20 protein-coding genes are annotated in these 25,025 nt (G+C 58.2%); 5 read left to right on the forward strand and 15 right to left on the reverse strand.

Going from position 1 to position 25,025, the window contains the following annotated elements; all coding sequences use genetic code 11:
* Positions 1 to 168: 168 nt before the first annotated feature.
* From AC1DD7_RS09470 to pdhA, 3 genes are read right to left on the reverse strand one after another with little or no spacing between them, the layout of a single operon-like run.
* Positions 169 to 1,626 (reverse strand): dihydrolipoamide acetyltransferase family protein, encoded by a 1,458-nt coding sequence (locus tag AC1DD7_RS09470; RefSeq protein WP_477514737.1) that lies wholly within the window; start codon positions 1,624 to 1,626, stop codon positions 169 to 171.
* Between the two features lie 2 nt (positions 1,627 to 1,628).
* A complete protein-coding gene (locus tag AC1DD7_RS09475) occupies positions 1,629 to 2,717 on the reverse strand; it encodes an alpha-ketoacid dehydrogenase subunit beta (protein WP_477514738.1) in 1,089 nt (362 codons plus the stop codon).
* Complete coding sequence (gene pdhA / locus AC1DD7_RS09480; protein WP_477514739.1) at positions 2,714 to 3,907, reverse strand: pyruvate dehydrogenase (acetyl-transferring) E1 component subunit alpha; 1,194 nt, start codon at positions 3,905 to 3,907, stop codon at positions 2,714 to 2,716. Before pdhA ends, AC1DD7_RS09475 begins: the two co-directional genes overlap by 4 nt.
* Before the next feature lie 171 nt (positions 3,908 to 4,078).
* On the opposite strand from pdhA, the gene AC1DD7_RS09485 reads away from it, so the two are divergent.
* Positions 4,079 to 4,543 carry an Lrp/AsnC family transcriptional regulator gene (locus AC1DD7_RS09485; protein WP_477514740.1) on the forward strand — a complete coding sequence of 155 codons (465 nt, stop codon included), beginning with the start codon at positions 4,079 to 4,081 and terminating at the stop codon, positions 4,541 to 4,543.
* A 59-nt stretch (positions 4,544 to 4,602) separates the two neighbouring features.
* Positions 4,603 to 5,172: a YdcF family protein gene (locus tag AC1DD7_RS09490; protein ID WP_477514741.1), complete on the forward strand. Its 570-nt coding sequence runs from the start codon at positions 4,603 to 4,605 to the stop codon at positions 5,170 to 5,172.
* 191 nt (positions 5,173 to 5,363) lie between these two features.
* On the opposite strand, the gene AC1DD7_RS09495 is transcribed toward AC1DD7_RS09490, so the two are convergent.
* Positions 5,364 to 5,519 carry a hypothetical protein gene (locus AC1DD7_RS09495; RefSeq protein WP_477514742.1) on the reverse strand — a complete coding sequence of 52 codons (156 nt, stop codon included), beginning with the start codon at positions 5,517 to 5,519 and terminating at the stop codon, positions 5,364 to 5,366.
* Between the two features lie 44 nt (positions 5,520 to 5,563).
* On the opposite strand from AC1DD7_RS09495, the gene AC1DD7_RS09500 reads away from it, so the two are divergent.
* The 3 genes from AC1DD7_RS09500 to AC1DD7_RS09510 all read left to right on the forward strand — a co-directional run bounded on the left by AC1DD7_RS09500 (position 5,564) and on the right by AC1DD7_RS09510 (position 9,577).
* Complete coding sequence (locus tag AC1DD7_RS09500) at positions 5,564 to 6,490, forward strand: hypothetical protein (protein ID WP_477514743.1); 927 nt, start codon at positions 5,564 to 5,566, stop codon at positions 6,488 to 6,490.
* Positions 6,491 to 6,617: 127 nt separating this feature from the next.
* Complete coding sequence (gene wecB, locus AC1DD7_RS09505; protein ID WP_477514744.1) at positions 6,618 to 7,760, forward strand: non-hydrolyzing UDP-N-acetylglucosamine 2-epimerase; 1,143 nt, start codon at positions 6,618 to 6,620, stop codon at positions 7,758 to 7,760.
* Positions 7,761 to 8,104: 344 nt separating this feature from the next.
* Positions 8,105 to 9,577: a DUF4434 domain-containing protein gene (locus tag AC1DD7_RS09510; protein ID WP_477514745.1), complete on the forward strand. Its 1,473-nt coding sequence runs from the start codon at positions 8,105 to 8,107 to the stop codon at positions 9,575 to 9,577.
* A gap of 162 nt (positions 9,578 to 9,739) precedes the next feature.
* Here AC1DD7_RS09510 and AC1DD7_RS09515 read toward each other — a convergent pair whose 3' ends face one another.
* From AC1DD7_RS09515 to AC1DD7_RS09565, 11 genes are all read right to left on the reverse strand, one after another.
* On the reverse strand, positions 9,740 to 11,176 hold the full coding sequence (locus AC1DD7_RS09515; protein ID WP_477514746.1) for a hypothetical protein: 1,437 nt from the start codon (positions 11,174 to 11,176) through the stop codon (positions 9,740 to 9,742).
* A gap of 117 nt (positions 11,177 to 11,293) precedes the next feature.
* The gene (locus AC1DD7_RS09520) at positions 11,294 to 12,391 is read right to left on the reverse strand and encodes a glycosyltransferase family 4 protein (RefSeq protein ID WP_477514747.1); all 1,098 of its coding nucleotides are present in this window, start codon (positions 12,389 to 12,391) and stop codon (positions 11,294 to 11,296) included.
* Positions 12,388 to 13,833 carry a hypothetical protein gene (locus tag AC1DD7_RS09525; protein WP_477514748.1) on the reverse strand — a complete coding sequence of 482 codons (1,446 nt, stop codon included), beginning with the start codon at positions 13,831 to 13,833 and terminating at the stop codon, positions 12,388 to 12,390. The genes AC1DD7_RS09520 and AC1DD7_RS09525 overlap by 4 nt, the downstream gene beginning before the upstream one ends.
* A gap of 5 nt (positions 13,834 to 13,838) precedes the next feature.
* Positions 13,839 to 14,984, reverse strand: coding sequence for a hypothetical protein (locus tag AC1DD7_RS09530; protein ID WP_477514749.1), 1,146 nt, complete (start codon positions 14,982 to 14,984; stop codon positions 13,839 to 13,841).
* Between the two features lie 50 nt (positions 14,985 to 15,034).
* Entirely contained in the window at positions 15,035 to 17,038 is a 2,004-nt protein-coding gene (locus AC1DD7_RS09535) for a glycosyltransferase family protein (protein ID WP_477514750.1), read from the reverse strand.
* Positions 17,028 to 18,305 carry a UDP-N-acetyl-D-mannosamine dehydrogenase gene (wecC, locus tag AC1DD7_RS09540; protein ID WP_477514751.1) on the reverse strand — a complete coding sequence of 426 codons (1,278 nt, stop codon included), beginning with the start codon at positions 18,303 to 18,305 and terminating at the stop codon, positions 17,028 to 17,030. Before wecC ends, AC1DD7_RS09535 begins: the two co-directional genes overlap by 11 nt.
* Positions 18,306 to 18,345: 40 nt before the next feature.
* The gene (locus tag AC1DD7_RS09545; protein WP_477514752.1) at positions 18,346 to 20,241 is read right to left on the reverse strand and encodes a glycosyltransferase family protein; all 1,896 of its coding nucleotides are present in this window, start codon (positions 20,239 to 20,241) and stop codon (positions 18,346 to 18,348) included.
* Positions 20,241 to 21,131, reverse strand: a complete 891-nt coding sequence (locus tag AC1DD7_RS09550) for an ABC transporter ATP-binding protein (protein WP_477514753.1) — start codon at positions 21,129 to 21,131, stop codon at positions 20,241 to 20,243. The genes AC1DD7_RS09545 and AC1DD7_RS09550 overlap by 1 nt, the downstream gene beginning before the upstream one ends.
* Positions 21,118 to 22,005 carry an ABC transporter permease gene (locus AC1DD7_RS09555; RefSeq protein WP_477514754.1) on the reverse strand — a complete coding sequence of 296 codons (888 nt, stop codon included), beginning with the start codon at positions 22,003 to 22,005 and terminating at the stop codon, positions 21,118 to 21,120. Before AC1DD7_RS09555 ends, AC1DD7_RS09550 begins: the two co-directional genes overlap by 14 nt.
* 21 nt (positions 22,006 to 22,026) lie before the next feature.
* Positions 22,027 to 23,757: a glycosyltransferase family 4 protein gene (locus tag AC1DD7_RS09560; protein WP_477514755.1), complete on the reverse strand. Its 1,731-nt coding sequence runs from the start codon at positions 23,755 to 23,757 to the stop codon at positions 22,027 to 22,029.
* On the reverse strand, positions 23,754 to 25,025 hold the full coding sequence (locus tag AC1DD7_RS09565) for a glycosyltransferase family 4 protein (protein WP_477514756.1): 1,272 nt from the start codon (positions 25,023 to 25,025) through the stop codon (positions 23,754 to 23,756). Before AC1DD7_RS09565 ends, AC1DD7_RS09560 begins: the two co-directional genes overlap by 4 nt.

The following is a 25,025-nucleotide window of genomic DNA, read 5'->3' on the forward strand; positions in this document are numbered from 1 at the left end:
TCGCGGCCAACTGGAGACCACCAGTTGACCCCCACAGAAAATTGTACGCAGAGGTGGCAGCACTTTCGGCCAAGTCTTTTGCGAGGATTTGTCGAGGATTTGCCCGACAAAGAGCAGGACCCCGATTGCCCGAATCGGGGTCCCGCAGCTTGGCTGTCTGTCTCGCGCCTACATATCGGCGAGCGCTCCACCGGGGTTCTCGATGGCGTCGGCCACGTACCGAAGGAAGCCGGCCGCGGTCTCGCCGTCGCATACGCGGTGATCGAAAGCGAGGGTCAACTCGGTAACCTTGCGGACGGCAAGTTCACCATTGACCACCCACGGCCTGTCGATGATGCGACCCACGCCGAGCATCGCAACCTCCGGGTAGTTGATGATCGCGGCGGAGCCATCTACTCCGAACACACCATAGTTGTTCAGCGTGAAGGTGCCAGAGCCGAGTTCGGTGGGTGTCGCCTTACCGTCACGTGCGACGGCGGTCAGGCGCCGGATCTCAGCATCCAGCTCGCGGGCGCTCAACTGGTGCGCGTTCCGGACAGACGGGACCACAAGACCGCGATCCGTCTGTGCTGCGAAACCTAGGTTGATTCCGTCAAAACCGACGATCTCTTGGGAGCCATCCTCGGCCACTTCAAAGCGGGTGTTGAGTGCCGGGTACTTTTTTAACCCAGCCGTGATAAAACGAGCAATAAAGGCCAGCAGACCGGGCGTGTCATGCGGAGCGCGCTTCTTCAGCTCAGCCCGCATCTCAAGCAAAGCGGTTGCATCCACATCCACCCAGACCGTCGCCTCAGGGATCTCCGTGCGGCTCTTGGTCATGTTCGCGGCAACCGCCTTGCGAACTCCACGGACCGGAGTCCGGGCCGACACAGACAGGCCGGTACGGGAATCGAGGTCGCCCTGAGCATCGGCGGCAGCCGAGGCCGGAGCCTTCTCACGAACAGGAGCAGCAGGAGCTTCCGGCGTAGAGATCGCCGCTTCCACGTCCCTGCGCATAATCAGCCCACTGGCACCCGAGCCCTCGATGTTCTCGAGGGAAACACCGTGGTCCCTGGCCATCTTCCTGACGAGCGGGGAGATGACCGCGCTGAGCTTGCCGGGGATGCGCGTTCCGGCGACGGCAGGCTCGGAAGCAACCGGCTGATCGGCTCGGGCCTCCATCTGGCGATCGACGACGGCGACACTCGCCTTCCGCGGGCGGGTCCGGCCTCCAGTTACGCCACCAGGAGTGCCGTATCCGATAAGTACATTGCCGGATCCAGCTTTCTCCTCGGTGCGATACGTCTCGGCGGCCGCATCAACCTCGGGCGACGCCACGATCCCGGTCGAGACCGCATCCTCAGCGGAGGAGGGAGCTTCCGGCGCAACGGGAGCTGCGCCTGAACGAGCGATAGAGATCAGGGGCTTGCCGACGTCGAGCGTTTGGCCGGCCTCACCGTGAAGCTCGGCCACCGTGCCCGCATAAGGCGAGGGCACCTCCACCATGGACTTCGCTGTTTCGACTTCAGCGATCGGCTGATCGACCTTGATTTCGTCACCTACAGCGACGAGCCAGTTCACGAGTTCAGCCTCCGTAAGGCCCTCCCCCAGGTCCGGCAGACGAAATACCTGCATATCTGAGCTCATGGTCAGTCCTCCCACTGAAGGTCGTCGACGGCGTCGAGAATACGGTCGACGCTCGGCAGGTAGTAGTGCTCCAACTTGGGAGACGGGAACGGGACATCGAAGCCAGTCACACGGCGGATCGGCGCAGCGAGGTAGTGGAACGCACGCTCCTGCACACGGGCCACGATCTCGGACGACACGGACGCGAAGCCATGAGCCTCGGCGACGACGACGGCGCGGCCGGTCTTGCGCACGGACGCGCAGACAGTTTCGTCGTCGAAAGGGACGAGGGTACGGACATCGATTACCTCCAGCGAGCGACCTTCCTCGGCCGCAGCGGCCGCGGCTGCGAGCGCTGTGGGAACGGAGGGACCATACGCGATCAGCGTTGCGTCAGTGCCGGGACGAGCAACAGCCGCACGACCCTCGGTGGAGGTGCCGGCGTCGTGCTCTGTGCGCAAAGCGTCCAGGTCCACCTGGTCCTTGGACCAGTAGAGCTTCTTGGGCTCCATGAACATCACGGGATCATCCGAGTCGATGGCTTCGCGCAGCATCCGGTAACCGTCTGCCACGGTGGCTGGGGTGTAGACCTTCAGGCCGGCGGTGTGGGCGTAGTAGGACTCGGACGAGTCGCAGTGGTGCTCCACTCCCCCGATGCCGCCGGCGTAGGGAACACGGATTACTAGGGGCATCTTGACCTTGCCCTTGGTGCGGTTGTGCATCTTGGCGACGTGGCTGACGATCTGTTCGAACGCCGGGTAGGCGAAGGCGTCGAACTGCATTTCAATGACAGGCCGCATACCGTTAATAGCCATGCCCACAGCCATGCCGACGATGCCGGATTCTGCCAGCGGGGTATCAAAGCAGCGCTGCTCGCCGAACTCGGCCATGAGGCCGTCGGTAATGCGGAAGACGCCACCCAGGATGCCGACGTCTTCGCCGAAGACCAGCACTGAGGAGTCGGCACGCATGGCGTCGGCCATTGCCGTGTTGAGCGCCTTGGCCATGGTGATGGACTGAGGGCCGCTCGCCTCAGCGGTAGCTGCAGCGGACGCGGCGGCGCTTGCGGTGGCGGCGCTGACGTTGCCGTTAACGTTGGTGGTGACGGTCATTTTGCGCTCTCCTCTCGTGCGAGTTCGCTGGCGAGCAGTTCAGACTGCTCTTTCAGCTGCGGGGTGGGCTTGGAGAACACGTACTTAAAGAGGTCCAGCGGCTGTACTGGCACGTCTTCACCGAGGCCTTCGCGCAATTGGGTGGCGACCGCTTCTGCATGTTCGGCAATGCGGTCGTTGGCGGCGTCGTCCAGGAGTCCTTTGTCGGTCAGATAGGACTTCATGCGGGTCAGCGGATCCTTCGCTTGCCACTCGGCCACCTCACTGTCCGGGCGGTAGCGCGTTGCATCGTCGGCGTTGGTGTGCGCCTGCATGCGGTAGGTGTGGGCCTCGATCAGGAGAGGCCCCGAACCTTCACGGGCCAACTTCACGGCACGGTCCATCACGGCGAGGAGCGCGACGAGGTCGTTGCCGTCCACTCGCTCACCGGCCATACCGTAGCCGACAGCCTTGTGGGCCAGCGACGGCGCCACCGACTGGTGACTGAGCGGGACGGAAATTGCGTATTTGTTGTTCTGCACGAAGAAGATGACCGGCAGATGGAACACGGCAGCAAAGTTCAGGGCCTCGTGGAAGTCACCCTCACTCGTGGCACCATCACCGCACATCGCCATCACCACGGTGTCCTCAGCGCGGAGTTTGGCGGCATGCGCGACGCCGACGGCGTGCAGCAGCTGCGTGGTCAGCGGGGTGCACTGGATCCCGACGTGATGCTTCTTGGGGTCGTAGCCACCATGCCAGTCACCGCGGAAGATCGTCATCGCTTCGACAGGATCCACACCGCGGGTCATCACTGCGACGGCGTCTCGATACGTCGGGAAGAGCCAGTCACCTTCGCTGAGGCACATGGCGGCCGCCACCTGGCAGGCCTCCTGCCCGTGACTCGACGGATAGACAGCCATGCGGCCCTGCCGGACGAGCGCGGAGTTCTGATCGTTGACGCGACGTCCGACGACGAGCTGCTCGTAAGCGGCCATGAGTTCAGCATCGCTGGGCGTGGGGTACTCGTGGCCGGGTTCGGTGCCTTGCTCTTCCTTGGAGCCGAGGGTGCCATCCGGATTCACCATCTGAATCTGGTGCCGGGCAGGCAGCATGTAGTCCTCTACGCTGATGCCGAATTTTCTCTGAACGTCAGCAGCTTGGTCCTCTACTGCCGCTTCCGGCGCAGTGTGGTCTGCGTGGATCGTCATTGGTCCGTCCTTCTCTAGCCACTATGTGCTTCCAGTATGTTCCGGAGAGCTGTTTCGTATCCAGCTTTCGTTCGAATCATGGAAGAGCATGCAGGAAGTGGCTATTCTGAAAGACGAATTGCAAATGTGAGCTGGGTAACGAGCCAGTCCTGTAGACGAATTGGAGACCACGTGAGCGAGACCGAGGCGGAGCAGACCGCCGTGCCACTGGATGATGTTGACCGGGACATCATCCGAGAGCTCACAACTGACGGCCGGATGTCCATTACACAAGTGGCCGAGAACGTGCATATCAGCCGGGCGCACGCATACTCTCGCATTGCCCGACTCACCGGCGAGGGGGTTTTGACCAAGTTCACGGCATTGGTGGACCCGATCAAGGCCGGCCTGCGATCTTCCGCCTACGTCACCCTCAAGGTCCAGCAGCATTCCTGGCGAGAACTGAAGGAACAGTTGCGGGCGATCCCCGAGGTTCACCACATCGCCCTGGTGGGCGGCGACTTTGACGTCATCCTGCTGGTCCGCGCCACGGACAACATCCACCTCCGGCGTGTGATCTTCGACCAATTGCAGTCCATGGACGGCATCCTGGACACCCAAACTTTCCTGGTGTTTGAGGACGTTGATACGCGGTAACTGCCCCGGCCCCAGGCACCTCGTACGGAACGCACATTCGGGGACCATAGACTGTCCCCGTGCCCCTCAAAACTGCCTCCCTCACGCGTGCCGCTGTGCGGGCTGCGGTGTCGGTTGTTGCGATCGCGCTGCTATGGCTGATCGCCGCTTTTCAGTTCTTTTACAGCCCGCCGAGAGTAGTGCCTCACCGAACCGACGCCATCGTAGTTTTGGGCGGGTTAAGCAAGGAACGACTTCCAGTGGCTCAGGAACTCCAGGAGAGCCTGGATATCCCCATTTTGGTGGTCTCGACGACGGGCCTTTCCGGCAACGTTGAGGGTGATGCTTTGTGCCATGAAGACGACGACCCAGACTTGATTTGTTTCCGTCCCTCACCGCTGAATACGCGGGGTGAAGCCACAGGCCTTGCGGAGCTGATCAGGCAGAACGGGTGGAAGTCCGTCACCGTGGTTACGTCCGACTATCACCTGTTGCGGGCAGGTACTTTGATGCGCCAGTGCACCCCTGCGGAGATCCAAATGGTCGGCTCCCAACCCGACCTTTCGGCTGGAGCCTGGCTGGACAGATTCGTGGTCGAAACAGGTGGGCTCATCGACGTGTGGATGCAGCCGGAGTGTTCTTCTCACTAAGGTAGAGGGAGGAACTGTCAGAAAACACGTCGCCGAGCGAGCGTCCATGGAAGGTGCACAAGGTGAGTCCAACACCAGCAGGCCCGCTTCCAGCGGGCCGTCATTTCAGGCGCCGTCGCTTTGGATTTCAGCTCCCGTCGGCTCCTGTCCGCACACAACCTGCGCCCATAACCGACCATCCGCGGCCCTCGTCAGCACCAATCCCCATAGTCCCAGCCAAGAGCTCCGAGCAGCAACAGTTCAAGCGTCGGGTGGCGCTGGTTCTTGTCGTCCTGGTTGTTCTGGCCGTGCCAGCATTGCTCGCAGCGCTGCTTCTCGCGGGTTAGGACTGTATGGGAGACTGTCACCCGCCTTCGATGTGAACGCCAGCCAGCCCTTCCGGTAGTCTTACATGGGCAAATTCGCGGAAGACAGGGGAAATGGCGTGCGCGAGCAGGTTATTGACACGGCAGCAAATATGGTTACGCGCTATTCAGGTGTGACTTCTTTCCTGGATGCCCCTACGATCCCTCAGGGGATCGTTTCCATCAGTGAATCTGGCATACCTATTGATCTGCTCAACAGTAACGTTGGTTCAGATACCACCATCGTCCTGTTTCATGGGGCTATTGAACCCGAACGCTCCTTGCCAGTCCTGACCAGCCAAGGTGTTTCTACCGCCGTCGGTGCAAACAGAGTCTTCATCTCAGACCCGAGTCTTTATCTCTCCCAGGAACTACGTCTTGGATGGTACGCCGGCAGCAGCGCGCAGCCGAATCTCCAGGACCAGGTATATCGCATCATTGAACGCATTATCGCGTCCCATGGCGCCCGCCGCGTAGTCTTCTTCGGAGGCTCCGGGGGAGGTTTTGCCAGTCTCTACTTCGCCGCAAGGTTTCCAAATTCAGCAGCCGTAGTCTTCAACCCTCAAACCAATATCGCAAAGCACAACGGAATCAGCGTACAGAAGTACGCCAACATCGCTTATGGCGTTCCCATCGGTTCCTCGTCACCGGTGTCGGAAATTACTCCTCCCCCTGTAACGAACGTTTGCGAACTGTATAGTGACCTCACGAATGGCTTCGTTATCTATATACAGAACCTCAATGATGAGTTCCATGTAAACAACCACATGAGACCATTCCTTGATGCCGTCCATCACGAGACCCCCGTATTCACTATCCAAGATTCCTGGGAGGAAGGGCACGCTCCCCCGCCAGGACGGCTTCTTACCGAGGTGCTGGCAGGTGTATGCGCCGTGCAGCGGTGGCCGGAGGATGTGAAGGAAGTGGTGGATTATGTCAATTCACCGTCGTTCAAGTCAGGAACCATTTCTTAGGCTTTACACGAACCCCAGCGGCTTGATCTTGGATCCGCCTGTCCTAGAGCCCCTCCCAGCTCCGGTAGGATACATACGTCTCTGTCTTCGCAAGCTTGCTCTTTTGGGGGAAACCGTGCCCAGCATAATGCCTATTTTCGGCACCCGCCCGGAAGCCATAAAAATGGCTCCCATCGTCCACGCACTGCAGGAATCGCCAGAATTCGACTGTGTCGTGACAGTCACAGGACAACACCGGGAAATGCTGGATCAAGTAAACGACCTGTTCGGAATCACGCCAGAACACGATCTCGATATACTTCAGCCGGGTCAGTCCCTGTCGGATATCATGACACGCACGATCAGCGGGCTGGACAAGCTTTTCGCCGTCAACAAGCCTGATGCCGTCATCGTCCAGGGCGATACGACCACTTCAACCGCTGGGGCCATCGCAGCTTTCTACCATGGCATTCCGGTCGTACACGTGGAGGCCGGCCTTCGTAGCGGCAATTTGCTTTCCCCCTTCCCTGAGGAAGCTAACCGAAAGATCACGAGCCAGATCACAGCGCTGCACCTTGCACCGACCACAACTAGCCGAGGAAATCTGCTGGCCGAGGGCGTGAATGCGAAGGACATCGTTGTTACAGGCAACTCGGTAATCGACGCATTGTTCACCACCGTTGACAAGCAGATTCCTTTTACAGATCCTCAACTTGAGGAACTCGCATCCAGCGGTCGCAAAATCCTGCTCGTCACCACACATCGCCGCGAGAATCAGGGCGATGCGATGCGCGGGGTTGGTCGCGCACTGGCCCGTATCGCGGATGCAGAGCCGGACCTCGCCATCGTTTTGCCGGCTCACAAGAATCCGGTAGTGCGGGAAGCAGTTCTGCCAGCGCTTGCCGGAAAATCGAACGTAATTGTAACGGAGCCACTGGCCTACGGTGAATTCACCCGTTTGCTCTCGCTGGCACACATCGTTCTCACTGACTCGGGTGGAGTTCAGGAAGAGGCCCCGAGCCTCGGCAAACCCGTACTGGTCATGCGGGAAAATACTGAACGTCCAGAAGCTGTCGAGGCTGGTACCGTGGCCCTCATTGGAACTGATGAAGAACAAATTGTTACCCATGTTGAGATGCTGCTGCACAACCCGGAGCACTTCGCCACGATGGCCAACGCTGTCAATCCTTATGGTGATGGTCGCGCTTCTGAGCGCACTGTAGCTGCTATCGCTGAGCTCCTGGGTGTGGGGCATCGTATCGACGAATTTGGCGTGACCGTTCCGGTCTAGTATCGACGGTCCTTGCAATAGGCCTGTCATGTAGTCGGTGCCTCATTTACACTCTGTAAAGCCCGTGAAAGATGTGGTCAAGTCATTGAGTTTGACGCTCTTCCCCGTCATTCTTTTGCCATAGGTCCAAGGTCTCAGCCCTACGAGCCCAAGGATCCTCCGTGGCAAAGTTTAGAGTAGAGACGCCCACGTCCCGAGCCACAAGCGCTCGGCATTTGACAGCGAGCCTTATGGCCGCCTTTGTCCTCGTAGCGGGGTTCCTACACGGACCCACGGCACAAGCAGCCCCTCCCCCGGTATATCCTGTTAGCGGCTATTTCATATATGCCAGCACCAGCGATGCCGTGAACGCGCAGAAGCTAGCTGATATCAAGGCTGTCGGTGGGGATACCGTCATAACCTTTGGGTCCCGCCTGAAGCCAGCCACTCTGGCCGAGATACCAATTGATTGCAAAGTTAACGGTGTCAATTGCGCGCAAGCGGCCGCAGCTGGAGTAAAGGTCAACCGATACTTTACCTACTACGACTACAGCCTGTGGGGAACCAAGTCTCTCGTTTGTCCTCGAGACCTTTCGATTGCGGCTAATGGAAAGCCTTTCACTATCTTTGTTCTTCCTAACCAAGGGACTAGCTGCACATCCTCCAACGGTCTGTATGACGTCGTCGTCGTGAGCGGCGCCACCAATTCTGGGACATCAGGAATCAACGTTTCGGTAACCAAAGCAGCCTCTGCCCTCGGCATGAAATATTTCGCAGGTCTGCCCCTTCCCGACAATCGCACCGACATGGCCTGGCTACCAGATGAGACATATATCCCCGCCTTGACACAATTCACGGATCGATTCCTTCGCTATCAGAAGGCCGTAATAGATGTCCCTGCACTGGCTGGTTTCTACCATTCTTACGAAATGCCGGTCACCGACTCGACACATTACGACCCAGTTCTAAATCTTTATAGAATCGGCAATAAAGCCATAGCCCAAGTTCTGCCTGGACGGAACGCAATTGTCAGCCCATATCTCGACGCCCGCAGAAGCACGGGAAGCTACACAGTGGCAAAATTCCGTTCTGGCGTGGAGAGGATTGCAACGACAGCAAACGGCATAAAGCTCGCTATCGCTGTGCAGGATGGCATGGGGACTGGCAAAGGTGGTGCATACTTCGGAAACGAAGCGAACGCCCCGGTCGACGAATTTGCGGCGTCAATTGTCGGGGAAGGTTCTTGGGGAAGCAAATATCTTGCTCCTATTCGTGATTACTTTGCCGCTGCGGCAGACGGACTTGCAGGCAGCGGGGTTCAACTTTGGGCAAACATGGAAGGAATGGCTCCTAAAACCAGCCAGAATCCTTGTGACGACAATGGGCGGGGCCAGACAACCAAGGGAAGAATCGACAGGCAGCTCCAACAGCTGGGTAACTCTCCAATGAAAGTAATCTCCTATAGGTGGGACGGCTACTACACGTGTACCGGTACATGGGCTCCCATGTCCGAGCGCATGAAGACTTTCAGCATGACTCCCGTCATTACAGACTCTATCTTTTACGGCAACGGCGATGTTCTGGTTACGGGTCACAACCTTAGCGGCGGGACCGTTGAGGTGAAGTGGACAGATACCTATGGGCGCACGTACGAAAAGACCGTCGCTGCTTCAACCTACAATCCAGATTATGGCAATCAACGCGGCATTAACCCACGGCTTGAGTCCGTGACGGCCAAGCTTGGAAGTACCTCACTGGGTATTGGCAAATACTACATGATCAATGTAGTCAACGGTTCGGGAGTGAAGAATGACGCGTTCTATTCTGATCGCGGCTAAGAAGTACGACGCGTGAGGGTTCCGCAGCCCGGGGATTGAGCCATTTCGAATTCATCTCGGGCCTTAGCCGCCGGTACACAAACATCAGTTAGCGACTAGCCACAAGGAATCAACCAAGGCCCGCACTTCCCCTCCGGGGTGGTGCGGGCCTTGGTTGGCGTCCTAACTGACAGATTCAGATAGTCCGAGCTCTGCAGCCTTCCTGGCACAGTACTCCGTGAGAAGGAACCGAGATTCGCGGAGTGAGTATTCCAGGCTCAGCATGATCTCAATCAACGCACGACTATTGAATGGCAAGAACACTCGGTGCGAAAGATCCAATTCGGAGTACCACAACGAGGCCCATTTACTATTCCGATGCTCCCAGTAAAACAGATCGTGCCAGTCAAGATTGAAAAGCTTCTTGGTGGTGAACTCGGAGTACTCAACGTACTCCTTGAAGATATCGATCATTTCCTCGGAACGGCCGATGGGACTGCGACTGAACTTTCCAGCCAAGACTTCTGGCGTAGGTTCCGCCGAGTCCCTAAGTTTATAGAATGCGGTTCCGGTCTCCGCAATAGTGGATATAAGAGAGATGTCCTCGTCCGAGAAGTTCTCAGAGTAACACTGCGCTAATGCAGGGAAGCGAGCACCTCGAGGGAACGACTGAACATACATTTTCACCCACTCTGCCGCTGGGTCATACGGATGCAGTCGAATGATCCTGTGAGGCAGTCCTAGCTCGCGCGCCCAGTCGGAAGCACCGAGCAGGTCTTGGATAGTTTCACCCACTGCTCCCTCAAATCGGAAGTACGTGTATGCGTATGAGCCCTCCTGAACTTGATTAGCAGCGGCAAAAGCGGTGGCGCGGGAATCAAGACCGGCGGTGAGGGATATGTTGGTTTTCCCCAGCCCAGTCAACAACTGCACATGGCGCTCAAGAACCTGAGCGAATGCTTCCAGTATTACGCCACTGTCACCGAGCGGCTGAACATCTTCCCAAGGATAGAACCGCGTGTGTTTCGTGCTGGATGTCTGCCTATCATTGCGAATGAGGCAGTTGGCAAACAAGGGGAGGACGGACTCGAAAGGCGTCAAAAGGCCTGGATAGTACTTGCCACCAGCATCTGTATAGAGGGGCGATTCCATGATCCCGGCCGACTTGGCACTCTGATTGCATCCTGCGACCGTCGCAGTCAGCCGGCTGTGTGACGATGCTATGAATCTTCCGTCCTTATCAGTCCAGAAAAGGGCAACAGTGGCATGGCAGTCCGGGATAACCGTGACTTCGTCTTTCTTACCGAACGCGCACAAGAATCGACCACCCAGGTATGCCAGGTACTCAACCGCTGCCTGCTCATCCCTCTGAGTGAGAATCTCATGAGTTCGTTTGGCCAACTCCGGCATGGATGTTTCGCCCAATTCCAGATCCACTGCTTGTCCGATGAAGACCACCCAGTAGTCACTGTCTCCCCCAGAGAAGCGGGCCCACTTCGTTAAGGGATGGAAGTAGAAGCTATAGCCGCCAAAGGAGGTCCCCTGCCATCCTTCGCATTGTTCCGGTAACTCTATGTCGGCATCAGAAATGATATATCCACGAACAAAGGCACTTTCCATGGTGTCTCCAAATCAATTTTGTTAAAAACTTCGCTCAGCATTCATCGATTACGGTCGGGTCGCGTCTGATGACTTCGAAGGGCTGCTCCCGTACCCGAGAGGAACTAGCTACATCATCTAATTGCCTTGCTCAAGGGCCAACTGAACAGCAGACAAGTAGGCTGCATCGACTGCAGACTGAGCTGCGCCGGCACGGATTGAATGCCTCCCGCGCGACATCTTTTGATGCCAGGAGTCGGGGTCACGGATCAATTGAGTGACGCGTTCAGCAATTTCCAAGTTGTCTGTTGGAACCGCCGGCTTTTGTCCCCCGAAATTGCCCCAAAAGCCACGCTGCAGGTTCTCGCCTTCTTGCAGACCCACTACTCCTTGAGAGCCCGCAGCAACGACAGGTGTACCCAGAGCCAAAGCCTGCGCGGCGCCGCGGCCGGAAGCGAACGCCAGGACAGCACCGCTCAAGACCCTGGTGGTCTCGTGGGAATTGACCCAGCCCATCCAGTCGATCGAAATGTTGGGCACTACCGATAGCGTGTTGACGAGGTGCTCGCGGAAATCTCCCACGGCGCCGCCGGAACCTGCAATCCTTAGTCGCCATTGCAGTTCAGGAAATTGTTCTGCAAGCATCTTCGCGGTGGGCACCACACTCTCAACCAGTGACTGCTTGTCCCGGTCCATGCGGGCAAGGACTACGATGTCGCCGCGCCCGTCTCGAACCCGTTCCAGGATTGGTCTGATTGGCCTGTCAAAGATCTCATCCTCCACGCCATTACGGATCAATGAGACCTTATGCGCCGGCACACCACCATTCGCCACAAGGTTTTCGGCAACGGCGGGCGATACAGCAGCGATCAGAGCAGCCCGTTGATGCCAGGTCGAGACCGCATCCAAGTATGAACCGTGGAAGGTGGCCATGAAAGGGATCTTCCAGGCGGCTGCCAATTGGAGCCCGATTTCCCGGGAGCGGAACGGGTGCGCGTGGATCAGATCGTAGTGACGGTCCCTCAGCAGTGGCTCTAACTCCTCGGATGTTGCTGAGGGGAGGAGATCAACGACGCCGGCTCCGAGCGCAAGTAAGTGGTCCGTGAGACGTGAAGGCGGACACGCAACATCAATAGTGTGACCTGCCCGGACTGAGGCACGGACAGCGAAAGCAACGTTCTCGTGGAGACCGCCCCACGCTGCCTGATACGTAACCAGCGTCAAGATCTTAGTCAACAGACACCTGCCCTGCGGAACGTCATCGGCCAAGGGCGAGGTAATTCCACTACATCTGTGAACTTTACTGCCTCTGTGCGTAAGGGGTACTCACCCCTCCATTCGGACGTCTCCAACACACCTTCGAGCACGGCGGTTATGCACTCTTCGAAACCATTCCTGTACTCCCCCGCGGCTGGTTTCCGGAGGTGCCAGAGATCCGGATATCCGCGTTTACCAAAGGGGGCAAGGGCTGCCAGTAAAGAATCGTCCTTCACGGCTTCGCCCGATGAAGATTGGCTGACGAGTTTATGGCACAACTCGTTGAGTTCCATTTGCTCAAAATCGGGGATACCAAGCCCAGGTTCCCACACTGCATTCGAGTCCCAGCCCACTCGTGGATTCCCGTACGATACGGCGCAGATCTTCGCGAAGGCTGAGCTCTCTTGGAACATCGACCTTGCACGTTCCCCCAATGCCCCATGGCTGTCCACTGACGCCGCCACGAACGCAAGTACTCCTGTGGGTCGATGCGACCATGCTTCGGACGAATCCCAGGCTGTTTCAAAGCGGGAAGTCCATCCCGGGGCAAGCCGATTTAGAGCACGTACGGCGCCGAATCCTGAAAGTGATCGTCCAACGTTTGCCAACTGCACGGGATAGTTGACTGCCGTTGCAAGGAAGTCCGAGAGCGCCTGAAAATTCTCGATGCGCTGTCCGCTGTTTCCAATGGAATTAGGGTCGATGGTGTGCTGCCAAAAGCGGTTCCCTCCCAAGAAGGTGGCATATCGAGTGAAACCACCTCCGATAACCCCAGGCACCGCAGCAATAACATAGGCGCTGAAGGCGCGAGGGGCGGCACCGAGTGCCGACCGCCTGAGTGTCACGCCGAAATCAGAGCTCATCCTTAGCTCGGAAGTAAGACCTGATTTAGATTCCGGACTTACGTATTCAGAACTTGAATCGAAAAGTATTTCCAAACTGCGGAAAGAAAGGTCATTCGCGTCCGTGAACCTCGTCAAAACTTCACGGACCACACCATGAGGCACGCCATCCGGGACCACGCACAGTGTCCCCTTTCGGCGATACGCATATTCCGGCGTACCGTCTGTTGCTTGAGGCGGACGGCTGACCAGTCCTTCAAAGCGAACACGTTGAACCGAGATTCCCTTGTTCTTCATCAGCCGTTGGATAAAGAGCCAGATATCCTCGGAGACCGGAAAGTCCGCTGAGAGTGTAATACTCTGCGCACGGGACTGAAGGAATACTGGGAGCTGCCAAGCGAGGAATACCAACGTAAACATGTCGTTGGAAACATGCGACACATCAATTCCCTGGTAGTCGATGTACCACCTGTTGCGGGATTGCAGTTCGAGGTTGCGTGAAGCGGTAAAGGAGAAAGTGACCTTCGATCCCTTGGCTTTGGGTTTCTGGATCTTTATGCGAAGTGGATCCGTGGCCATGGACATCAGCTGGCCCTCTGCCAGAGCTCAAGGCCAGCCCTGTCAATCGTGCTCTCTTCGGGTACCTGAGAGCGGCTGAATCCAGCGTTGGCAAGGACGTCCACAGTTGACCCTCCGTCTCCAACGGGAGCGGAAGTGAGGTAGACGCTCTCAACCAGGTGCAGATCGTTCAGCACTGCTGCGAGTCTGGCAAGGTCACTGTCATCCAAGCTGCGGTTGACCAGCAGGCCCGCTGGCTCAGTGATTAACGCGCCAAGCTCATAGCCGAGCTCCTTGGCTGCCAGCGAACCTGTAGAGATGGTTTTGAGATTGCCGCCCAACGCTTGGGCCGCGATGTCGGCCAGACGATCATCCATTTCCACGGCGACGGTTAACATGCCGAGGCGGGCACGTTCTTCAGCCAAATGGAACGTCAGGCTGTCAATGCCCCAGTCGACCAGGACAGATTCTGTTCCCGCCAGAAAAGCCCCAGCCTTCATGTTTTCAGGCGATGCGAGGAAGCCTCTGGGTGCAATCGAGCCCGAGCGTGAATAGAGGTCACGCATCCAGATGTGATTCTGCACCGACGGCCAAAGGGATTCGACCAAGCTGTCCACCGACAGGAGCGGTGAGGAGGATTTCGCAGCGGCTTCCTCGGAAGCTCTGTTGCCGGGACTGTTGGAAGGCCGTGATTCCGCGCTGTCGTCAAAGAGACGTCCCAGGCGCAATTCAAGGGCCTGCTGACGATCTACGTGATCTTGATAAAGATCGATGATCTCAGCAAACCGGAATCGCTGTTGGTCGGAGAGCGACTGACCCTGTGATGCGAGCTTCGCCAATTCCTGGCGCATCGCTTTGAGCTGCTGTCCGTCTGTAACCTTGGCTAAATCAACCAAGACTGTTTTGAGTTGGCGATCAATCGCATCCCCTTGGCGGACGGTTTTGGATTCGAGCTGCTGAGTAACGGCTATCAGAGCTGCATGGCGTTTTTGGCCGTTGTTTTTCAGTGTCTGAGTCGTATCCACTGAAAACTGCAGCTGGGTTCCAAGCAGGAGTACTGCACTTGCCACAGCTGCAAAGGGCAGGGCAAGCCAGCGTTCATCCGAGCTGAGGACCCAAATTAGTATTCCGAATAGCGCCAGGGCCAGCAAAGCCGTGTGCAGCTGCGTCATGCGTCGGCGTAGGAGCCTTTTAAACGTTCCGAGATTCATTGTGCGCTCCCCTAAACCGAAACGTGGGCAATGGGATCGCCGAAGACCTCGGCGTCGCCCGTAGCAAATAGTTCGTCGTCGGCGACCTGCCATGTGTGGCTGCTGACGTCTGCTGAACGGCGCACAAAATAGTTGAAGCGGTCCGCAGCATAGATCCGGCCGCCAGCACTCTTGACGCTCTTGAGGAAGGTTGAGTCCTCGGAACGGCCGAGTGCTTCAAAGCGGTGCTCACGAAATACCTCGGCTGGCGCTGTGAGCGTAGCACCGCGAACAAAGTCCGTGTACCTGTGCTCATGGGCACCGTAGGACAGGATTGTCGCGTCCTTGCTCTCGAAGTAGAAGTACGTCGCAGCTTTGCCCACCAGGTCTGCCTGCGAAAAGTTCAGGGCGTGCACAAGGTCAGGGAGATAGTTTTCGCCGTAGAAGTCGTCGTCATCCATTTTGGTAAGAATGTCCCCTTCGGCAGCGTCTACCAGGAGGTTAAGGCACTCTCCCAACGTGACCGTCCTCGCGGCAGAGATGACGCTGACATTGTTCAAGCCCATATCCGAGGCCTTCGCCTTTATCTCGGTGGCGTTGATGTCAAAGCCGTGCGTCAGAATTACCAGTTCCTTTTCCACATCTACTTGCCGTGCCGCATTTTCCAGAATCGAGTCGATGGCGTGAGGCCGATATGTGGGCGCCATGATGGACACGGACCGATCCCGGGCGGGAACGGGCAGATTGACGCTACCCAAGATCTGATCAACTCGCGAGGCGTACGTGTGGTTCTTCCAGATCTCGCGCTGCGCACGGTGGACGAGCCGCTGCCGATAAGACTCGCTGCGCATCAGAGCCCTCAAATGCGCGTGGGTTTCCTTCTCGTCAGCCGCTGTCAGAATCGACTGGTCGGGGAAGAACCGCTCGATGGCGGGGCTCGGAGGACTGACCACGGAGGCACCGCAGGCAGTAATTTCGAAGATACGACGGGCGCACATGCTTGGCGAATCGACCACCGAGTTCACGTTGAGGAACACTTTGTAGGCGTGGTATGCCGTCACCATTTCCTCATAAGGAAGAGAGCCCACCACATTCTTGTCAAACGGTTCAGGGAACTGGTAGTTGGCATCATTACCCAGCTGGCGCGAAAAAATGTCCAAGCCAAATTGCTGTGCAGCAGGCAGCAGATAATCCATCTGCTGCCGACGCTCCGGGTATTTGTGCCGGAAGTACATACCGCCGAAGGCTATGGCTCGATCCCGCTTGATCTTGTGGGGTCTTGCGGGGTTGTGCATTCGCGGTTGGGCAGCGAAGGGCAGAACGTGGATGCGCTCATGGCCGAGAGCCTCAACATACTTTGGTACGCAATTGACGTCCGACGTGAAAACAACATCAAAGAGCTTGGCACTCTTGAGGAAGTCATCAAAGTGGGGAGGATCTTCTTTGTTCCAGAAGACCGTCGGTATGCCCTGCTCCTTGCACCAAGCAACGAGCTCACTGATCTCGGCACGCGGAGCAAGGCTGCCTGTCAGCTGGTACAACCACGCACTGTTGTTTCCTTGCCAGGCTGATTCAACGAACAGGAGGTCCGGTCTAGTCTCTTCGAGCTGGGCCTTCCACGTTTTCGGCTCCACCGCGATGTTGTTCCACTCAAAGGAAAATGCGGTCTGTGAAAAGGGGTCCAGAATTGAAGCTACTGTAATGTCTGCGACTCGGTCGTTCGCCCCAAGTGCCTCCATGGCCGGGAACTTGGCACGATCAAACACCTCCGCCTTAGCGATGGCAGGAGCCTGCTTCTTGGGCGGAGCTGCTTTCTTCTCCGAAACCACAGCTACGCGCTGAGACGAGGATTCGGTGGTCAGGCGGCCTTGCCATCGAGTGGCGTCTTGAAGCAGCCACTCAACTTCTTGCACTGCAGCTTCAATACTGGCAGCGGCATCGCCCGAGATTTGCCCTTCCGAAATCCTACGGCGAAGGCGCGTAAGTGCTGCGGGTGTCTGGTCTCCGTGCGTGGATGGTGTCCGCTCAGACAGCATTCACGATCTCCTGGTCAAGGTTCAGCGCACCGCGCGTGTCAATGACAATCTTGCCGGACAGCAGCTCAGGGGCGACGGCCTTGACGTCGTCGTGATCAACCAGAACGACGACTACATCCGAGCGCTGGATGGAATCTTCGATCGAAACGAGCTCAACGTTGCTGCGGTTAACCAGCTGCTTGGGGAGTTCTTCGACGTGCGGTTCAGCAACGTTGATACGGCGATCCTGCAGGGCCTCGGCGAGGTGCGCTGCGATCTCGATGGCGGGTGATTCGCGGAGGTCGTCGATGTTGGCCTTGAATGCAAGTCCCAGGACTGAAACCTCTGCCGTGGAGGGCAGCGTCTCCAGAGCTGAAACGACCTTCTCGAAGACCCACTCCGGCTTGGCATCGTTGACTTCACGTGCTGTACGGATCAGGCGGGATTCCTCGGGCGCTGCTGCAACAATGAACCAGGGGTCCACAGCGATGCAGTGGCCACCCACGCCGGGACCCGGCTGCAGGATGTTGACGCGGGGGTGGTGGTTGGCCAGGCGGATCAGTTCCCAAACGTCAATGCCCAGCTTGTCGCTGATGACGGAAAGCTCGTTGGCGAAGGCAATGTTGACGTCGCGGTAGGAGTTCTCCACCAGTTTGGCCATCTCGGCGGTGACGGCGTCCGTGGTCAGGATTTCACCCTGGCAGAACACGGCATACAGATCTTTCGCCTTCTCCGCGGCCTCGGCAGTGATACCGCCAACAATCCTGTCATTGGTGACGAGTTCGATCATGACGCGTCCCGGAAGGACACGCTCCGGGCAGTGGGCCACGAGGATGGCAGGCTTCGAATCGGAACCATCAAGGCTAAGGTCCGGCCGGAGGTTCAGGATGTACTGGGCCATGTGCTCGGTGGCGCCGGGAGGGGAAGTGGATTCCAGGATGAGGAGTTCACCACCCTGCAGCTGCGGCGCAATGGCCCGGGCTGCAGCTTCGATGTAGCTCAAGTCGGCGGAGCGGTCTTCCTTGAACGGTGTGGGGACGGCAACGATGTATGCGTCAGCCTGGGGAGTGGAAGTACTCGCGCTCAGGTGGCCCTGGCTCACAGCACCGGCCACATGGACTCCGAGGTCCGGTTCAACGAACGGAACCTGGCCCGCGTTCACGGCATCCACCGTACGCTGGTTGACGTCGACGCCGATGACTTCGATGCCGTTCGTGGCCAGGATGGCTGCGGTTGGGAGGCCTATGTATCCAAGGCCGATGACTGCTACTCTTTTGATGGTGTTCAAAGCAATGTTCCCCTTTTTTGTTTAAAATCTTGAGTCTGAGCTAAAGCGTGACGTGTTCCATGGGATTGCCCCAGAACCTGACTTCTCCTGAGGCAAGGAGTTCGTCGTCGGAGGCGTTCCAGGTGTGTCCCGATCCGCTCCTGAGTTGGTAGTAGTTGTATCGATCAGAGGAATAGATCTTTCCCCCTGCTTGGGACACTGCGTTCAGGAAGGCAGTGTCTTCGCCGCGGCTCTTGTCCTCAAATGGATGCTCTTCAAAGACGGAGCGTTTCGCCATAATGGTGGGTCCCATGACCAGGTGGCTAAACCTGTGCTCCATATGTCCAAAGCGGTACACAGCAGCATTCCTGCTCGAAATGAACATAAAGTGAGCGAGCTTGCCCACTACGTCCGCCCCCGAGTACTGCAGTGCATTGACCTGGTCCCGTAAGTAGTCAGGACCGTAATAGTCGTCGTCATCCATCTTGGTGAGCACCGCGCCACTGGATTCGGCAACGCACTTGTTCAAGCAGGCTCCCAGGCTCAGCGATTCCGGCTCTTGGAGCAACGTCAATTGAGTCACGTTGTACTTCTTGCGAAGCCGCCGGATAGTGGAAGCATTGGGTTTGAATCCGTGCGTCAGCAACACGAGCTCAACGTCCACTCCCCGCTGGGAGCCAACTGTTTTGAAGATGTGCTCCAGTTGGTGTGGGCGAATAGTGGAAACCAAGGCAGTGACGGTTTCCGGCTGAACAGGCCTTTGACGGGCCGGCAGCACTAGCCGTACAACTTCCTCAGCCCTGTGGGCGTATGTGTGCTCAGCCCAGATACGTCGCTGGGCCAAGTGCACAGCACGATCATTGAGTTCGGGGCTGCGTATCAGTGCTTTGACGACGTCCGCCGCCTGCTCCGCATCGGCAACGCTGTGGATTTCGTTGTCGGGGAAAAAACGCGGCAATGCAGGGCTGGGCGTCGTTACTACCGGTGTTCCGGAGGCCGTGATCTCAAAGATTCGACGCGCACACATGCTCGGTGAATCCACCACGGAGTTGACGTTCAAGAAGACCTTGTACGCCTTGTACGCAGTGAGCATCTGGTCATAGGTAAGCGAACCTACTACATGCGCGTCATAGGGTGCAGGGAACTGATATTCGGGATCTCCGCCCAACTGCCGGGAGAAGATTTCAAGACCATTCTTGAACGTGGACGAACCCGTGATTGCGCCGTCCAAAAGAACCTGCAGTTGTTCCCGGCGTTCTGGATACTTGTGCGCAAAGTACATCCCCGCAAAGGCCACATCCCGGGAATGCCTGCCGTTTGCGGGCCTCACCGGGTTATGGATAGCAGGCTGGGCTGCAAACGGAAGGACCCCGATCCGATCGTGGTTAAGGGCCGCACGATAATCCGGAAGCTTGTTCTCGTCCGACGTGAAGACGGCGTCGAACTCGCGCGCCGCGGGAAGAAAGTCCTCAAAGTGCGGAGGGTCTTCCTTGTTCCAGAAGACGGTAGGAACACCCTGGGTGCGGCACCACTGCATCAAATCCAGGAACTCTTGTCGCGGCCCGTTGCTGCCTGTGAGCTGGTACTGCCACGAGCCGGAGTTGCCGTTCCAGGCGGACTCGACAAACACGAAGTCCACGCGCTGCTCTTGCAGTTGATGGAGCCAATTGTCCTTTTCGAGGAACAGCACGTTCCACTCGTAAGAAAACGAACGCGCAGAAAAATCGTCGAGGATGACAGCGACAGTAAGATCGCTGCGGCGGGGAGGGACAGCCGGATAGTCAAAGGTGCCGAAGGACAAAGAGCGTCCGTCCTTGGCCCGGAGCGTCGTGCCGTGAGCGCTGCGAACAGAGCTCGCTGTGGCCGTTTTACGGCGCAGATACCATTTTCGCAGCTGGGTCAGCCCTCCTTGACGGAAATGCCACGCTGCGGTCCTCGCATCGGACAGGTATCGCATTACGCTCTGCTCCTGCGCATCTTGCTACGAGTCAGGACTTCCGTCATTTGTAGATTGGCCCGTGCTTCATCGCGGACACGCGCAGCAGACAGATTATTTCCCTTGGCCAAATGACCGGTGAAGTCTTGGTAGGCGCGAACGGTTTCAACGGGATCACCGTCCATAATCAGGTGGCCTTTGTCCAGCCAGAGGACTCGGCTGCACATCTTGGTGATGGTGTCCAAGGAATGGCTGACCAGGAAGACACAGCCTGCTTGCTCCCGTAGCTGGTCCATCCGACGCTTACTGCGGTCGCCGAATTGGGCGTCTCCGGTGTTCAAGGCTTCATCCACCAGGAGAATCTCAGGATCAATGCTGGCGGCAATTGCGAAGCGAAGCCTCGAGGCCATGCCCGAGGAATAAGATTTCATCGGCAAGTAAATAGAGTCCTCTAATCCGCAGAGCTCAACGATGCTGTCGAATCTGGCTTCCACTTCCTGCCGGCTCATGCCCATGGCAAGGCAGCCGAGGACCACGTTCTGGTGTCCCGAAAGGTCTGGCATCAGCGCAGCATTGACACCGAGCATGATAGGTGTGCTTGAAGCAAAGATTGCCCCGGAGGTCGGACGTAATTGTCCACTGATGAGCTTCATCAACGTGCTCTTGCCAGAGCCGTTTCGACCGATTATTCCTACAGACTCCCCACGTTCAACTACAAGGGACAGCTCGTAGAGGGCGCGCACCGTGACGGTGTTGGGCCGGCGACCTAGGCGGCGGAAGAAGCTGATATCACGCCGTTCCCTGGCAACGGCCTCCGAATCCGTCGTCATTACTCGGTATTCCATGACGGATCGGTCAACCACCACACAAGGATGGCCCTCGACGTCCAGGACTTGTTCATTCGCGACCATAAGATTCCTCCCCCTGCCAGAAAAAGACCATGCCCACTATCAGCGCACCCAGCGCCCAAACGCCTAAGGTGGCCCAGGACTGCCAAGTTGGAGGCTGGGCGTAGAGAATACAGTTTCGGATGATATCGATCACGTTAAACAAGGGGTTGACCTTCAAGACCGCAAGAACCCCAGGGTGCTTCACAAACTTCTCGTAGGAGTAGAAGATTGCGGAGCCGTACATCCAGGCGCGCATGAAGAACGGCAGCAGATGGGTAGCATCGTGGACGCGCGAAATGATGCGGGCCAGAATCAATCCCACGCCAAGATTGAAGACTGACTGAAGCAAAAGTGCCGGGATGATCAGTAGCCACAGCCACGTAATCTTCTCGACCGGCGGGATCAGGGTGATGATCAGAAGCATCGCGAGGATCAGCGGCACGTTGGACATCATTTCCCGGATGTTCATGCCGATCGGCAAAGTCGCCCGCGGAAAGTTGAAAGCCTGGACCACGGACTTATTGCTGTGGATGGACCGGGCACCGCTCGTAATAGCGCCCGATGTGCCTTGGAATATGAAGATTCCAATCACCAGGTAACCAACGTAATTCTCGATGCCGCCGCTGGTCTGGAGCAGGATGCCGAAAATAACGTAGTACGTCAGGCCATTGAAGATCGGGTTGAGCAGCAACCATGCACTGCCCAAGCGGTCTCGTCGCGTGCCACTCTGCACCCTGGCGCGGGCGTCATAGAAAATGAACTCACGGAAGTCCCAGAGCTGAACCAGATAGTCCAGAAAGCCCGGGCGCGCACCAACGCGCGTCAGGCGGCGCATGTCCACAGCCAGTGGTTGTACCAGTGCTGGCTCGGGCAGTAGTGCTTTTTTCGCCGACATCAGCTGACCCTCCTTACGTTGTTAGACGCCCAAATTTTCATAAGCCCGGATGTATGCCTGGGCATTTGCCTGCCACGTCCTCGTGGCCAATACTTCCTGCCTGCCAGCGGCGCCAAGCCGCTTCCGTAAACCTTCATCATCAAGCAATTCGTACAACACCTCAGCCAGTCCCCCGGGATCTTCGGCGTTCGCCACTCTGCCGTTTACGCCGTCGTGCACTATCTCCCGCAAGGCCTCCAGGTCGCTGGCTACCACAGGCCGGCCGCAAGCCAGGGCCTCCACAGGTTTGAGCGGCGTCACGGCCCGGGTAACTGCCAGGTCCTTACGTGGAACCACAAAAATATCCAGCGCCAAGTGGTAAAGGCGAGCCTGCTCCGGAGGAACACGCCCCGTGAAGATGGTCCGTTCCGATAGTCCCAAGCGCCGGACTTGGTCCTGAAGCGCGGGCGCGGCAGTGCCGTCCCCGACCAAAACCAGCTTCAACTGTGGCAGTCGTGGCGCAAGCAGCGCAAATGCTGTGACCAGATCGTCAAGGCCCTCGTAGTCGACAAGGCTGCTTACTGTCCCGATATAAAGCCCGTTCGGGTCCAGTCCCAGAGCCGGCCGCGCCTCGCCATGATCGAGCGGTTCTTCCAGGTAAGCGCCGCCCACGGCATTCGGGCAGATAAGGATTTTGTTGTCCGGAACGCCCATGGCCACGATGTTGTGTTTCATGGACTCGCCGAGCGTCACCACCAGGTCCGCGCTCCGCATGACCTCGGCTTCCCGTTCGGTAAAAAGCTTGTACCGTTCGCTCCGGCGAGCTTCCTCGCCACGGGTTGATGCCCATGTGTCGGCCAATTGCCCACGGACTTCGTAGGCCCACGGGACATTCAGGGCGTTTGCGACTTCCCGGGCAACCAGGCCATTGACGAAGTGGGTGGTGGTATGGAGGATCGACGGCCTGAAGTCACGCGCAAGGGACAAAATGCCTTCGGCCTGCTGCTGTAAACGACCATGCATGGACGGCTTCATTCGCGCCGGCAGGAGACGTTCGTAGCGCACGCCGTCAACGACGTCATGCTGTCGCGCTGTCGCCGCGCCGATCTGCACGGGGTAACCCAGGCGCGTTACGGCCATTGCTTCCCAACCGGCGTCCTGTTGGGCTGTCAGGATGGAATGGCTGCGCCGGGCGTAGCCGCTGCCGGTGTGCGGCACAGAGTTCGTCAGCAGATGCAGGACCCTGCGCGGTTGCGCTTTCACTGCGGATGCCGTCAGCGATGGACGCCACCCTTGGAAGACGCGGACTTCGGACTCAAGCCGCTGCCGCTGTTTTCCCATGCCGCCCCGCTCGCCAGCGAGGACGACGACGGCGCCGCTCATGTCGCCGTCGTACCACTTGCGTCTGGCGAGGGTCGCCGGAGTCCGGGTCGCCCCTGCGGCGAGGGGCAGGAAAACATCCGCCCACGCTGGCTGCCCGGCAGCAATGGCTACTTCTGCGGCTTTGCGGGCGCGGTCGCCTTCAAGACCGGCACGAACGCCATGTTCAAACCGACGGGTAAGCCCGGCGGTGTCCCCCGCGGCGTGGCTGGCCAGAAGGAAGGGGGGACGGGCGGAATTGGGCGCAAGCCTGGCCACGAAACGGGCCAGCGGCCTGACGATCCTGGACGGCAGCCGGCGAAGGACCTGGAGGAACAAGACAAAGGGCGACTCAGTGAGGTGCTCTGACACGGTTCCCGCAGTCAGGGCAATGTTCTTGAAGAGTTGGATCACGCAGTCCCCCGGGCATCGGTTGACTCCGGATTGACCAAGGAGGTTATTGAGTCCATGTATCGCAGGGCCAGTTGGGCGTAGTCGGCGTTGTCGCGGACCCAGTCGCGTCCACTGGAGCCTGAGGCAAGCCGGCTTCGGTCCTCGGAGAGCTCCCGCCACAGCTGCGCCACTGCTTCTGGGTTCGCCGCGACGACGTCGCCTCCCCCGGCTTCAACGATGATGCGTTCCGCCTCACCCCGAACTACCGCCGTGACGTGCCTGCCGATGGCCAGAACCTCGTAGGTCTTGGACGGGACGGTTGTCTCGAACGATTTCCAGTCATCACGGAGGGACACGATGCACGTATCGGCCTCACGGTATTTGTCCATGACTGCCTGCCCCTGCAATGAAGGGAAGAAGGTCACGGGCGCATTGAGCTCGCGGGCTAACTTCACCAGTTGCGGCCGGCTGGTGCCGTGACCCACCAATGTCAGGTGGAATCCCTCGCCGAGCAGTGCACTTGCCCTGATGAGGATGTCCAGGCGCTGGCTTTTGCCATGATTCCCGAGGTACACGGCATGAAAGACGTCCCGTTCCAAGGCCGGGGGCTCAAGGAAGGGCATGGAGTTCAAATCAAGGCCGTTGCTCACCGTGACGACGTTCTTAATGCCGCGGTCCCGCAGCGTCTCCGCAAAGCCGTCGGTGACCGTGACAACCAGGTCCGCTCGCTGCTGAACGAACTCGACCACACGCTCCACCAGGCTTTTGACACTGCCTTGCACGATTCGGGCGTCCCGGGCCAGGTCCGGCCAGGCATCCCGCATCTCGACGATGAACGGCACCCTGCGAAGTCGGGAAAGCACGTATCCAGTGGCCAGCGTCGGGAGGCTCGGAGCTGTGGCGAGAATCGCATCGGGTTTCTTGCCGCCCAAACCTATGGGAACGGACATCACGGCGGAGAAGAGTTGGTCAACGAAACGTGCCAGTGGCGAGGTGCCAAGATGCCGGAGGTACGGCACGCGCCTGATGGTTTCGCCGTGCGGGCCTTCCTGGTGGGCGAACGCGAATCCGGCCTTTCGCCGGGGCAGATCCCGCTTGCCGTTGGGATAATGCGCAACGGGAGCGACGACGTCCACGTCCCAGCCTGCCTTCCGGAATTCCCGGGTCAGGGACAGCCAACGGCGCTGTGGCGGGCTGTGCTCCGGCCAATATGAGTGGGTGAGAAGCATTAGACGCAACGGGAATGCAGGATTTACGGCAGCCGCGTCCCTGGGGAGGGAAGTATCCAT

The sequence above is a fragment of the Paenarthrobacter sp. 10L412 genome (assembly GCF_056395565.1).

What these genes read in the sequence shown, in the direction of transcription:
- AC1DD7_RS09470 (WP_477514737.1), bottom strand. Translation starts at nt 1,626, where the DNA reads ATGAGCTCAGATATGCAGGTATTTCGTCTGCCGGACCTGGGGGAGGGC.
- AC1DD7_RS09475 (WP_477514738.1), bottom strand. Translation starts at nt 2,717, where the DNA reads ATGACCGTCACCACCAACGTTAACGGCAACGTCAGCGCCGCCACCGCA.
- pdhA (WP_477514739.1), bottom strand. Translation starts at nt 3,907, where the DNA reads ATGACGATCCACGCAGACCACACTGCGCCGGAAGCGGCAGTAGAGGAC.
- AC1DD7_RS09500 (WP_477514743.1), top strand. Translation starts at nt 5,564, where the DNA reads ATGGGCAAATTCGCGGAAGACAGGGGAAATGGCGTGCGCGAGCAGGTT.
- wecB (WP_477514744.1), top strand. Translation starts at nt 6,618, where the DNA reads ATGCCTATTTTCGGCACCCGCCCGGAAGCCATAAAAATGGCTCCCATC.
- AC1DD7_RS09515 (WP_477514746.1), bottom strand. Translation starts at nt 11,176, where the DNA reads ATGGAAAGTGCCTTTGTTCGTGGATATATCATTTCTGATGCCGACATA.
- AC1DD7_RS09525 (WP_477514748.1), bottom strand. Translation starts at nt 13,833, where the DNA reads ATGGCCACGGATCCACTTCGCATAAAGATCCAGAAACCCAAAGCCAAG.
- AC1DD7_RS09530 (WP_477514749.1), bottom strand. Translation starts at nt 14,984, where the DNA reads ATGACGCAGCTGCACACGGCTTTGCTGGCCCTGGCGCTATTCGGAATA.
- AC1DD7_RS09535 (WP_477514750.1), bottom strand. Translation starts at nt 17,038, where the DNA reads ATGCTGTCTGAGCGGACACCATCCACGCACGGAGACCAGACACCCGCA.
- AC1DD7_RS09545 (WP_477514752.1), bottom strand. Translation starts at nt 20,241, where the DNA reads ATGCGATACCTGTCCGATGCGAGGACCGCAGCGTGGCATTTCCGTCAA.
- AC1DD7_RS09550 (WP_477514753.1), bottom strand. Translation starts at nt 21,131, where the DNA reads ATGGTCGCGAATGAACAAGTCCTGGACGTCGAGGGCCATCCTTGTGTG.
- AC1DD7_RS09555 (WP_477514754.1), bottom strand. Translation starts at nt 22,005, where the DNA reads ATGTCGGCGAAAAAAGCACTACTGCCCGAGCCAGCACTGGTACAACCA.
- AC1DD7_RS09565 (WP_477514756.1), bottom strand. Translation starts at nt 25,025, where the DNA reads ATGGATACTTCCCTCCCCAGGGACGCGGCTGCCGTAAATCCTGCATTC.